The following is an 11,748-nucleotide window of genomic DNA, read 5'->3' as shown; positions in this document are numbered from 1 at the left end:
TTTCGTACACAAAAAACAATCGCAGCCGAAGCTGCGATTGGGGTGTTGGCTGGCTACCGATGCGCAGGACGCAGAGGGGCGGGGGCCATCCTTTAGCTGTTAGGCAACAGCCGGCAGGTGATGCTCTTGATGTAGCGGGTTTCGGGGATGGCCGGGTGAACCGGATGGTCCGGGCCCTGGCCGCCGCGTTCAAGCAATTGAATATTGCGGTCCAGGTGACGGGCACTGGTCAGCAGGATGTTCTGCAGGTCGTCTTCAGGCAAGTGCATCGAGCACGAAGCGCTGACCAGGATGCCGTCCTTGGTGAGCAGGCGCATGGCTTGTTCATTGAGACGACGATAAGCGCCTTCACCATTCTTGAGGTCTTTCTTGCGCTTGATGAAGGCCGGTGGGTCGGCCACGATCACGTCGAAACGCTCTTCGCTGGCCTTGAGTTCCTTCAGGGCTTCGAACACGTCGCCTTCGATGCAGGTCAGTTTTTCGGCAAAACCGTTCAGCGCTGCGTTGCGTTCGACACCATCGAGGGCGAAGGCCGAGGCGTCGACGCAGAAGACTTCGCTGGCGCCGAATGCCGCGGCTTGTACGCCCCAGCCGCCGATGTAGCTGAACAGGTCCAGTACGCGCTTGCCCTTGGCGTAGGGGGCCAGGCGTGCGCGGTTCATGCGGTGATCGTAGAACCAGCCGGTCTTCTGGCCTTCCATGACTGGCGCTTCGAATTTCACGCCGTTCTCTTCCAGGGCAACCCATTCCGGCACCAGGCCGAACACGGTGTCGACGTAGCGTTCCAGGCCTTCGGCGTCGCGGGCCGCAGAATCGTTCTTGAACAGAATGCCGCTGGGCTTGAGCACCTGGGTCAGGGCTGCGATCACGTCATCCTTGTGGGCTTCCATGGTGGCGGAAGCGATCTGCACCACCAGGATGTCGCCGAAGCGGTCGACCACCAGGCCCGGCAACAGGTCGGAGTCGCCATAGACCAGGCGATAGAACGGCTTGTCGAACAGCCGCTCACGCAGGGACAACGCGACGTTGAGACGATGGACCAACAGGGATTTGTCCAGCGGCAGCTTCGCGTCACGGGACAGCAGGCGGGCGCAGATCAGGTTGTTGGGGCTCATCGCGACGATGCCCAGCGGCTTGCCACCAGCGGCTTCGAGGATCGCCTGGTCGCCGGCCTTGAAACCATGCAGCGGCGTGGCGCCCACATCGATTTCGTTACTGTAGACCCACAGGTGGCCGGCGCGCAGGCGACGGTCGGCGTTGGCTTTGAGGCGCAGGCTGGGCAGGGACATGACGTCGCTCCGAAAAAAAGAGCGGGAGTATACCGTGTTGAGGTGGTCGGCGGGCCTGGAGGTCGATATGTGGCACCGGATCGTCGGCACAAAAAAACAGTTCAAGCTCGATGGAGTCGCTGCCGATTCAGGCCTGAGTCTCCATGAAAGTTTCGCCGATCTACCCAGGCGGTGTGTCGGACCCGTTTTTCAGGGTTAGAATCCCTGTCTGCCCCAGAGTGTGTGCCCATGTCCAAAGAGCTCTCCACCGAACAGATCCAACAGTCCCTGCAAGGCATCAGTGTGCCGCCCCAGCCGCAGATCATGGTGGATCTGCAGATGGAGCAGTACATGCCCGATCCGGACCTTGAGACCATCGCCAAGTTGATCTCCCAGGACCCGGGGCTTTCGGGGGCCTTGCTGAAAATCGTCAACTCGCCGTATTACGGCCTGCGCAACAAGATCACCTCGATCCAGCGCGCGGTGAACCTGCTGGGCAGCCGTTCGATCATCAACCTGATCAACGCGCAGTCGATCAAGGGTGAGTTGCACGACGATGCCATCGTCACCTTGAACCGCTTCTGGGATACGGCCCAGGACGTGGCCATGACTTGTCTGACCCTGGCCAAGCGGGTCGGCCTGGAGAATGGCGACGAAGCCTATGCCTTGGGGCTGTTCCACGATTGCGGCGTGCCGCTGATGCTCAAGCAGTTCCCCAACTACATGGGCGTGCTCGAGGAGGCCTATGCCAACGCGAGCGCCGAATGCCGGGTGGTGGACACGGAAAACCGCGTGTTCAATACCAACCACGCCGTCGTCGGTTACTACACCTCCAAATCCTGGCGCCTGCCGGATCACGTCAGCCAGGCCATCGCCAATCACCACAACGCCCTGGCGGTTTTCAGCGACGAGTCTTCACGCAACAACAGTCCGCTGAAGAACCTGTTGGCGATCCTGAAAATGTCCGAGAACATCTGTGCGTCTCACCGGGTGCTGGGCAATCAGGCCGAAGACCATGAGTGGGATTGCGTCGGTGCCCTGGTGCTCGATTACATCGGTTTGTCGGAATACGACTTCCAGACCCAGAAACAGGAAATCCGCGACCTGGCCTCTCGTTGAGTGCCCGGTTCGCCTGACTCGAGAGCCTCATGCCAGAACTGCCGGAAGTCGAAACCACCCGCCGCGGAATCGCGCCACACCTTGAGGGGCAGCGGGTCAGCCGTGTAATCGTGCGCGACCGTCGTCTGCGCTGGCCGATTCCGGAAGACCTCGATGTGCGGCTTTCGGGCCAGCGCATCGTGCAGGTGGAACGGCGAGCCAAGTACCTGCTGATCAATGCCGAGGTCGGCACCTTGATCAGCCACTTGGGCATGTCCGGCAACCTGCGGCTGGTGGAGGTGGGCATGCCTGCCGCCAGGCACGAGCATGTGGACATCGAGCTGGAGTCTGGCCTGGCCTTGCGCTACACCGACCCGCGACGCTTTGGCGCGATGCTCTGGAGCCTCGACCCGCTCAACCATGAATTGCTGGTTCGCCTCGGACCGGAGCCATTGACCGATCTGTTTGACGGTGAGCGCCTGTTCCAGCTCTCCCGTGGGCGCTCCATGGCGGTCAAACCGTTCATCATGGACAATGCGGTGGTGGTGGGCGTGGGCAATATCTATGCGACCGAGGCGCTGTTTGCCGCCGGCATCGACCCGCGTCGGCCGGCCGGTGGCATTTCCCGGGCCCGGTACCTGAAACTGGCCGTCGAGATCAAACGCATCCTTACCCATGCCATCGAGCGCGGCGGTACCACGCTGCGGGATTTCATTGGTGGCGATGGCCAGCCCGGGTATTTCCAGCAGGAACTGTTCGTGTACGGCCGGGGTGGGGAGTTGTGTAAGGTCTGCGGCACGGGCTTGCGGGAAATTCGCCTGGGACAGCGTGCGAGTGTCTGGTGTCCACGTTGCCAAAGCTGATTCGTCCTACGGTCTATAGTCAGTAGTCATACTGATCAGCCGAAGGATCGATCCCATGAGACTGCTTCGACCTGTTGTTCTAACGCTGCTGCTGACCCTGGGGTTGCCCGTCCTGGCGAACAGCGGCAGTGGCGATCCGCGCTACACCATCCAGAATCCGCCCGCCTTCGCCATGATCGGCGACTTGTTGATCGCCCGGCCGCTGCTGCTCGCCGCCACCGTGATCGGTGCGGGGGCATTCGTGGTGTCGTTGCCCTTTACCGCGCTGGGCGGTGGGGTCGGTGATGCCGGGAAGGCGCTGGTGGTGGACCCGGCGAAGGCCACCTTTGTGCGGTGCCTGGGGTGTGTTGGGGAGGGGTTTGAGCAGCAGGAATGAGTTGTGGTGCTGATGGCCTCATCGCGAGCAGGCTCGCTCCCACAAGGGATTTGGACCAGGCACACATGGTATGAACACGGCAGATCCCCTATGGGAGCGCGCCTGCTCGCGATGAGGTCGGTGCTGGCGCTACAAAACCTTCTGGCTCAAGCCTTGCCAGTGATCTTGCGATATTTCGCCATCAACTGTTCTTCGGTTTCCGGATGGGCTTCGTCCAGCGGAATGCAATCCACCGGGCAGACCTGCTGGCACTGGGGCTCGTCGTAATGGCCGACGCACTGGGTGCACAGGTTCGGGTCGATGACGTAGATCTCTTCGCCTTGTGAAATGGCTTCATTCGGGCATTCGGGTTCGCAGACGTCGCAATTGATGCAGTCGTCGGTGATGATCAGGGACATGCAGGCTCCTGCCGAGGCGTTGGGCCCGGGCATCTGAAAACGAATATGCGCAATTGTGCCGCATTGGCGAGCGCAGTGCACGCGGGTGCGATGGACTGCGCTCGCTCTGCCGCGAAGTGGCTCGCAGCAAGCGGGATTATTTCTTGAAGCGCAGGGTCAGCGCATCGGCCACGGCCGGGTGGACGAACTTGGTGATGTCGCCGCCCAGGGCCGCAATCTCACGCACCAGGGTCGATGAGATGAACGAGTAGCGCTCCGACGGCGTCAGGAAAAGACTTTCGACGTCCGGGGCCAACTGGCGGTTCATGTTGGCCAGCTGGAACTCGTATTCGAAGTCCGAAACCGCTCGCAGACCGCGCAGGAACACATTGGCGTTCTGTTCCTTGGCAAAGTGCGCCAGCAGCGTGGAGAAGCCGACCACTTCTACGTTGGGCAGATGCTTGGTGACTTCACGGGCCAGCTCCACGCGTTGTTCCAACGGGAACAGCGGGTTTTTCTTCGGGCTGGCGGCAACGGCGATGATCACATGATCGAACAGGCGCGCGGCGCGTTCGACCAGATCGCCATGGCCCTTGGTAATAGGGTCGAAGGTACCTGGGTACAACACTCGGTTCATCGCGTCGTCCTGGCGGGAGTCCGTTGGGGAGTCGGATGGTATCGCAGCCTTCTCGGTCGGCCAAGTCGGCTGTGGGATAAGAAAGCACTATAGACGCTGCGAATGATCTGGATATTCATGAGTTTCTCAGACGTTCGGCCAGAAATGTCGCCAGTTTCGCCGTCAGCCCATACACCGACAATTGCGGGTTGGCACCGATGCTGGTGGGGAACAGCGAGCCGTCGTGGATCGAAAGGTTGCTGAGTTGATGATGGCGGCCGAGGCTGTCGACGACGGCGGTTTGCGGCGTCTCGCCCATCGCGCAACCGCCCATCACATGGGCGCTGCCCAGGCGTGTGCGATACAAGGCCAGGTCCAGCCCGTCGATCAGGGTTCGGGCTTCGGCCAGGGTTTTCACGTAGCGGGCATCGCTGTGCAGCGGCATGACTGCCTTGGCACCGCCGGCGAACTGGATCTCGGCCATGCTGTGGAATGCGCGGCGCAAGCCGTCCCAGGCGTAGGGTGAAACAGGGTAGTCGAGCGCCGGGGTGCCATCGCTGCGTAACTCGACACTGCCGCCAGGGCTGTCCGGGTGAAAGCCGTCGCGCAGCAACGCCAGCATGGCATGGGTATGGGGCAGTTGCGCCATGTGAGCGGCGTTCTGTGTGCCGAAGCCGCCCAGCAGCGTGGCGGCGAGGGCTGGGTGCAAGGGTGGTACTTCGAGCTTGTAGGACATTTTGCCGGTAGCGCCGTCCTGCCATTGGAAGTGATCCGAATAGATCGACTGTGGCGCGCCGTAGAACGGGTTGATGACCTCTTCGAACTGCGCGGCCGACATGTTCACCAGATGCAGAAAGGTCCGTTTGCCCAGGCGTTCGTGCGGATCTGGTGCATCGGAGCGCAGTAACAATGCCGGGCTGTTGATGCCGCCGCCGGCCAGTACGTAGTGGCGCGCCTTGACGGTAATGCGCCGTCCGGTGGGGGCCACACAGCGCTCGTCCATGGCCAGGCATTGCAGGTCGATGACCGCATCGTTCTTGAGGGTCAGGCGCTCGGCCCGCGCCAGGTAAAGCAGCGCGCCGCCCTTGTCGAGCAAGGTCGGGATGGTGGTGACCAGCATCGACTGCTTGGCGTTGGTAGGGCAGCCCATGCCGCAATAGCCCAGGTTCCAGCAGCCGCGCACGTTGCGTGGGATGACGTGCCAGCTATAGCCCAATCGTTCACAGCCTTTGCGGATGACATCGTTGTTGGCATTCGGTGGAATCAGCCACGGTGCCACACCCAGGCGTTGTTCCATTCGTTCGAACCAGGGCGCCATTTCGGCAGGACTGTGCCCTTTGACGTTGTGCTCGGCCGCCCAGTGACCCAGGGTCTGGTCCGGTGTGCGGAAGCTCGAGGTCCAGTTGATCAAGGTCGTGCCACCCACGGCCCGGCCCTGGAGGATGGTGATGGCGCCATCCTTGCTCATGCGCCCCAGGCCTTCCTGATACAGGCTGGTGTAGGCCTGGTCCTCGAGCAGCTTGAAGTCGCTGCTGGTCTTGAGAGGGCCTTCCTCGATCAGCAACACGTTGTAGCCGGCAGTGCTGAGGATCTCTGCCGTGGTACCGCCACCCGCGCCGCTGCCGATGATTGCCACATCAGCCTCCAGGGTCAGGTCCTGGGTCAATCGCGCAGCGTTGTAGGTGGTCCAGCCGCGGGCAAGACCCTCGCGGAAGGGATCGGGTACGGGCATGTTCAGGCTCTCTTGTTGTTATGGATGTGCAATGGACCTCCTGTGGGAGCGAGCCTGCTCGCGAAAGCGGTGGACCAGCAACATTGAGGTTGGCTGACACTCCGCCTTCGCCAGCAGGCTCGCTCCCACAGGGATTTCGGCTGGGCTTCAAATGTTGGGCGGCCCTGGATACCCGCAATGTGTCCAAGCTTCGGCCCGGCTGTACCACGCCATCATCACCATTTGCAGCAATGAGCTGTGGCCCTGGCGCAAGAGGTTCAGCGAGCTGTTTTCCCAGCGATCGAGAAACTGGCGGATGTCATCGGCGCTGGCGTTTTCCCACGAGCCCCAGACGCCGGTCAGCGGCCCGCGGGTAATACCCAGGGTAAGGACGTCGAACAGTTGGCGAGTGAGCTTGAGCATGGGTGGGGAAAGGTGCGCCAGGCCGGTATCCAGGCTTACGAGGGTGGCGTCAGCAGCGGCGGTGCGCTGTTCAACGGTCACGGCGCCCTCCAGCATCACGGGAATGAGCGCGCGTAAAAACGGCAGGTCGCTGTCTCGCAGGACGGCAAGGCCCTTGGCCGCTTGGCTTGGCGAACAGCCGCTCAGGCTGGCCCCCAGCCCAACGGTGCTCAGGAATGCGCTGGCGCCGAGGCTGAATTTCAGCAGTCCGCGCCGTGACAGCACGGGTGTATCGGTCAGGCTTGGGTTCATTATTGTTATTTCCCGCGCAGGCACCGGTTAACGGACAAACAGCTTCTGAATCAACTTCTGGAGCGGTTTGCCATAGGGCGGATAAATCAGTCTGGCGGCATTGAAGCGCTGTTTGCTCAGCACGCCCTTGGCTTTGCTGAAGGTCAGGAAACCTTCGTGCCCGTGATAATGCCCCATCCCCGACGGACCGATGCCACCGAACGGCAAGTCGTCTTGGGCAACGTGCAGCAAGGTGTCGTTCAAGCAGACGCCGCCGGAATGGGTTTCGTGGAGTACGCGGTTCTGTTCGGCCTTGTTGTAGCCGAAATAGTAGAGCGCCAACGGACGAGGCCGTTGATTGATGTAGGCAAACGCCTGGTCCAGGTCGTTGTAGGGCACGATAGGCAGCAGCGGGCCGAAGATCTCGTCCTGCATGACGGTCATGTCGTCGTTGACGTTGAGTAGCAGGCTGTGGGGCATGCGGCGTCCCTGGCCCTGGTCGAACAACTCGATCAGCAAACCGCCCTTGCCGGTCGCGTCGCTGATGTAACCGTTTAGCCGTGCCAGTTGTCGTTCGTTGATGATTGCGGTGTAGTCCGGGTTGTCAGCCAGGCTCGGATAAAGCCTGCGAACCGCCTCGCGATAGGCATCGACAAATTCACCGACGCGGTTTTGCGGCACCAACACGTAATCAGGCGCGACACAGGTTTGCCCGGCATTCAGCATTTTGCCGAAGGCGATGCGCTCGGCGGCATCGCTCAGGGGCACATCGGTGGACACGATGGCGGGCGACTTTCCACCCAGTTCGAGGGTGACGGGGGTCAGGTTTTCGGCGGCGGCCCGCATGACGTGCCTGCCGATACTGGTAGCGCCGGTAAACAACAGGTGATCGAACGGCAATCTGGAAAAGGCTACGCCGACGTCCGCTTCACCGAGCACCACGCACACCAGGTCCTGGGGGAAGATCCGCGCCAGCAATTGCTTGAGCAACTGCCCGGTGGCAGGTGTGGCTTCGCTGAGCTTGAGCATCACCCGATTGCCCGCCGACAACGCGCCGACCAACGGCCCGATGGCCAGGAACAAGGGATAATTCCAAGGCACGATGATCCCGACCACGCCCAGCGGCTGATAGATCACCTTGGCCGAAGCCGGCTGGAAGGCCATGCCTACCTTGCGTCGGGAGGGTTTCATCCAGCGCTTGAGGTGTCGGCTGGCGTAATGGATGCCGTGCAGGCTCGGCATCAGCTCGGCCAACAACGTTTCGTCGGCGCTGCGGTGGCTGAAATCCTTGCTGATGGCGTCGATCAGGACCTGTCGTTCATTGCTCAGCGTCTCCCGGAGGGACTTGAGCCATTGCCGGCGCTGATCGGCCGAAGGCATCGGATGAACGGCATAGGCCTGGCGCTGTGCCTCGAAGAGTGACTGCAGCTCATCCAATTGCCGTTGGGAGTCGTGCAGATAAGCAATGTCGGCAGGCATCGTCAGGCACCAGTTCTTATTAATTGTGGGTGTTTTCTAGAGCTTATGCTCTAGAAAGTCAAATGACATCCTTGATGGCTATGGGTTTGTCCTCCGGGCGATAGGTCGTAAGATGCCGCAATGCTTTCGTCGAATTAAAGCCCAAGCCATGGTCACACGAATGAAAACCAGCGAGCGCATCGTGCAAAACAGCCTCGAGCTGTTCAACCAACAGGGCGAGCGCAGTGTCAGCACCAACCACATTGCTGCCCACATGGACATGTCCCCGGGTAACCTCTACTACCACTTCCCTAACAAGCAGGCGATCATCGCCGTGCTGTTCAGCGAATACGAAAACCTGGTGGACAGTTTTCTGCGCCCACCCCAGGGCCGGGCGGCCACGGTGGAGGACAAGCGCTTCTATCTCCAGGAGCTGCTATCGGCGATGTGGAGCTATCGCTTCCTGCACCGGGACCTGGAGCATCTGCTCGACAGCGATCCGGACCTCGCGGCTCGCTATCGCCGGTTTTCCCAGCGTTGCCTGATCCACGGGACTGCCATCTATGAGGGCTTCGTCGCGGCCGGCATCCTGAAAATGGATCGGGTGCAGATCGAGTCCCTGACCCTCAATGCCTGGATCATCCTGACCTCCTGGGTGCGGTTTCTTTGCACCACGCGGGAAAACTCCAATCATTTGAGTGAGCAGGCCATCAAGCGCGGGGTATACCAGGTGTTGGTGCTGGAGGCCGGTTTCGTGACCGATCAGGCCCGCGAAGCGGTGGATGCACTGTTCAAAGAGTATTACGTCCCTCTGCCTCAGACCCTGGAGGAAGGGCAGTAGGAATCGGATCTGAACCCTACAGGCCACTCATTCCGCCACAGGAGCACGCCATGCCCATCGCGCAACTCATCAGCCCTCAAGCCCTCGAGCAGAGGAGGACGCAGCCCGGGCTGGTGATCCTCGATTGCCGTTTCGCCCTGGAAGACCCGGATTATGGCCAGCGCAGCTACGCCGAGGGGCATATCGCCGGTGCGTCGTTCGCGGACCTTGAGCGCGACCTGAGTGGCCCGGTGATCAAGGGGGTGACCGGGCGTCATCCGCTGCCGGAGCCTGGCGCGTTGATGGAGCGCTTGCGGACCTGGGGCATCGACAACGACAGCGACATCGTGTTGTACGACGATGGTCCCGGTGCCTATGCGGCTCGGGCCTGGTGGTTGCTGGCCTGGTTGGGTAAACGCGAGGGTGTGTACCTGCTCGATGGCGGACTCAAGGCTTGGCACGCCAATGGTTTGCCCTTGAGCCTCGATCCGCCGACGGGTAACCGTGGGACGTTCAGCGGTTCGCCGGATGATTCCCTGTTGCTCGACGCCGATGCGCTGCAACAACGCCTTGGCCAAGCGGAGATGACGCTTCTGGATGCGCGTGCGTTGCCGCGCTTCAAGGGCGAAGTCGAGCCGATCGATCCGGTGGCCGGACACATCCCGGGAGCGCAATGTGCGGCATTTACCGACAACCTTGGCGCTGATGGGTGTTTTCTGCCGGCTGATCGGCTCAGGCAGCGTTTTGCCGAAAAAATGGGGGGGCGTTCGCCGACTGAGTTGGTGGCTTATTGCGGCTCCGGGGTGACGGCGTGTCATAACCTGTTTGCCTTGTGCCTGGCGGGGTATCCGTTGGGGAGGTTGTATGCTGGGTCGTGGAGTGAGTGGATTAATGATTCGGGGCGTGGGGTGGCGAAGGGTGAATAGCTGCGAATGGCGACCTGACACTCTCACCTGGTGTTTTTGACCGGGTACATATCCATTGCTGCGGTAACGGCTACTTATGGTTCCGCTCTTACAGCGGGTTACTTTTGGCAGACGCCCCAAAAGTAACCAAAAAGGCTTGGCCCCACCACTCGGCACCTCGCCTAGGCTCGGTGTGCCCTCACTCCGGCATTGCTCCGTGGGCCCGCCGCGAAGGGCCATCCATGGCCCAGCGCGGCTAACCCGGCATCCATGCCGGGTTGCCCACTGCGCAATGCCTGCGTTCGGCCAGCGTGGTTAACGGGGCCTGAAGATCAAAAGCAAAAGCAAAAGCAAAAGCAAAGCGGGGCGGGGCGGGGCGGGGCGAGGCCTTGCAGTCGGCGTGTTTCTTCCTGCTGGCGCTAGTCCCTGTGGGAGCGAGCCTGCTCGCGATAGCGGCGGGTCAGCAGCATTGAAGTGACTGATACTCCGCTATCGCGAGCAGGCTCGCTCCCACAGGGGGTTGTGTTGGCGGTGGCTCATCCGTGACCCAGGTTCGCCAGCCACTGGGGAATACGTCGCTCCAGGTAGTATCCGGGTGAGCGCAAGGTCCCTTCGACAAATCCCACGTGCCCACCCTGGGCATGCAGTTCCAGCTGGGTGGAGGCGGACAGCTCGTCGGGTTGGGGCAGGCTGTGGGGGAATACGAAAGGGTCGTCGGCAGCTTGGATGACCAGGGTCGGGGTGTTGATTTCGCTCATGTAATAGCGGCTGGAGGCGCGACGGTAATAGTCCGAGGCGTCGGAAAAGCCGTGCAGCGGGGCGGTCACGCGGCCGTCGAAATCCCAGAAGGTGCGCATGTTTTCCAATGGACCCAGCGCCGCCAGGGTGGCAAGCCCTTCGTGACGTCCATCGTGCTTGAACCGGCGTTGCTTGTTGCGCACGTAAGCCACCAACTCCCGCATGAAATGCGCCTGATAGAACCTGGAAAACCCTTGCCCGATGCGGTCGGCACACTGATCGAGACGAAACGGCACCGAAACGGCCACGGCACCGAGCAGTTGGCTGTCGCTGCCGGTTTCTCCCAGGTGCTTGAGCAGCACATTGCCGCCTAGCGAATAACCCACCGCAAACAGCGGCGCCAGGGGCCGTCGCGTCCGCAGGTGAGCAACGACGGCGGCCAGGTCTTCGCTGACGCCGGAGTGGTAGCTGCGGGGCAGCAGGTTCGGTTCGCCTGAACAGCCGCGCCAGTTCAGCGCGACACTGGCCCAGCCCTGATGGCCAAGGGCTTGTTGCAAACCGGCCACGTAAGGCGAGTTGGAGGAGCCCGTCAGTCCGTGAAGCACCAACACCAGCGGCGCCTTGGCGCTGTGGGGGCCATGCCAGTCGAGGTCGAGGAAATCACCGTCGTCCAGCCACAAACGCTCACGTTGGCGAGGGATGTGTGTGGTCTTGCGCCATAGCGGGCCCCACAGGGTTTGCAAGTGCGGGTTGCCTAGGCCCTTGGCGGGGATGAATCGTTCAGATGCGGCGGCCATTATTATTGTTCTCGATGCTGCGGCCAGC

12 protein-coding genes are annotated in these 11,748 nt (G+C 61.5%); 5 read left to right on the top strand and 7 right to left on the bottom strand.

The window, feature by feature from the left end; all coding sequences use genetic code 11:
* Positions 1-92: 92 nt before the first annotated feature.
* Positions 93-1,289 (bottom strand): class I SAM-dependent rRNA methyltransferase, encoded by a 1,197-nt coding sequence (locus tag FGE05_RS01285; protein WP_139640925.1) that lies wholly within the window; start codon positions 1,287-1,289, stop codon positions 93-95.
* A 282-nt stretch (positions 1,290-1,571) separates the two neighbouring features.
* On the opposite strand from FGE05_RS01285, the gene FGE05_RS01280 reads away from it, so the two are divergent.
* From FGE05_RS01280 to FGE05_RS01270, 3 genes are read left to right on the top strand one after another with little or no spacing between them, the layout of a single operon-like run.
* Complete coding sequence (locus FGE05_RS01280; RefSeq protein ID WP_175362818.1) at positions 1,572-2,387, top strand: HDOD domain-containing protein; 816 nt, start codon at positions 1,572-1,574, stop codon at positions 2,385-2,387.
* A 29-nt stretch (positions 2,388-2,416) separates the two neighbouring features.
* Entirely contained in the window at positions 2,417-3,229 is an 813-nt protein-coding gene (gene mutM, locus FGE05_RS01275; RefSeq protein ID WP_139640921.1) for a bifunctional DNA-formamidopyrimidine glycosylase/DNA-(apurinic or apyrimidinic site) lyase, read from the top strand.
* Positions 3,230-3,284: 55 nt separating this feature from the next.
* Positions 3,285-3,605 carry a hypothetical protein gene (locus FGE05_RS01270; protein ID WP_047702469.1) on the top strand — a complete coding sequence of 107 codons (321 nt, stop codon included), beginning with the start codon at positions 3,285-3,287 and terminating at the stop codon, positions 3,603-3,605.
* Between the two features lie 146 nt (positions 3,606-3,751).
* Here FGE05_RS01270 and FGE05_RS01265 read toward each other — a convergent pair whose 3' ends face one another.
* The 5 genes from FGE05_RS01265 to FGE05_RS01245 form a co-directional block, all read right to left on the bottom strand.
* Positions 3,752-4,003, bottom strand: a complete 252-nt coding sequence (locus FGE05_RS01265; protein ID WP_003206534.1) for a YfhL family 4Fe-4S dicluster ferredoxin — start codon at positions 4,001-4,003, stop codon at positions 3,752-3,754.
* A 136-nt stretch (positions 4,004-4,139) separates the two neighbouring features.
* A complete protein-coding gene (gene coaD / locus FGE05_RS01260) occupies positions 4,140-4,619 on the bottom strand; it encodes a pantetheine-phosphate adenylyltransferase (protein WP_040071510.1) in 480 nt (159 codons plus the stop codon).
* A 115-nt stretch (positions 4,620-4,734) separates the two neighbouring features.
* On the bottom strand, positions 4,735-6,330 hold the full coding sequence (locus FGE05_RS01255) for a GMC family oxidoreductase (protein WP_139640919.1): 1,596 nt from the start codon (positions 6,328-6,330) through the stop codon (positions 4,735-4,737).
* A gap of 147 nt (positions 6,331-6,477) precedes the next feature.
* Positions 6,478-7,023, bottom strand: coding sequence for a twin-arginine translocation pathway signal protein (locus FGE05_RS01250; RefSeq protein WP_139640916.1), 546 nt, complete (start codon positions 7,021-7,023; stop codon positions 6,478-6,480).
* A 27-nt stretch (positions 7,024-7,050) separates the two neighbouring features.
* Positions 7,051-8,481, bottom strand: a complete 1,431-nt coding sequence (locus FGE05_RS01245) for a coniferyl aldehyde dehydrogenase (RefSeq protein WP_139640914.1) — start codon at positions 8,479-8,481, stop codon at positions 7,051-7,053.
* 148 nt (positions 8,482-8,629) lie between these two features.
* Between FGE05_RS01245 and FGE05_RS01240 the strand changes: the two genes are divergently transcribed.
* Positions 8,630-9,301 carry a TetR/AcrR family transcriptional regulator gene (locus tag FGE05_RS01240; protein ID WP_024780447.1) on the top strand — a complete coding sequence of 224 codons (672 nt, stop codon included), beginning with the start codon at positions 8,630-8,632 and terminating at the stop codon, positions 9,299-9,301.
* 50 nt (positions 9,302-9,351) lie between these two features.
* On the top strand, positions 9,352-10,206 hold the full coding sequence (locus FGE05_RS01235; RefSeq protein ID WP_139640912.1) for a sulfurtransferase: 855 nt from the start codon (positions 9,352-9,354) through the stop codon (positions 10,204-10,206).
* A gap of 515 nt (positions 10,207-10,721) precedes the next feature.
* Here the strand turns inward: FGE05_RS01235 and FGE05_RS01230 are convergent.
* Complete coding sequence (locus FGE05_RS01230) at positions 10,722-11,720, bottom strand: hydrolase (RefSeq protein WP_139640909.1); 999 nt, start codon at positions 11,718-11,720, stop codon at positions 10,722-10,724.
* Between the last annotated feature and the right edge of the window lie 28 nt (positions 11,721-11,748).

The sequence above is a fragment of the Pseudomonas sp. ICMP22404 genome (assembly GCF_006227205.1).
Classification (GTDB): domain Bacteria; phylum Pseudomonadota; class Gammaproteobacteria; order Pseudomonadales; family Pseudomonadaceae; genus Aquipseudomonas.
This window is presented reverse-complemented; position numbering and strand designations above follow the sequence as displayed.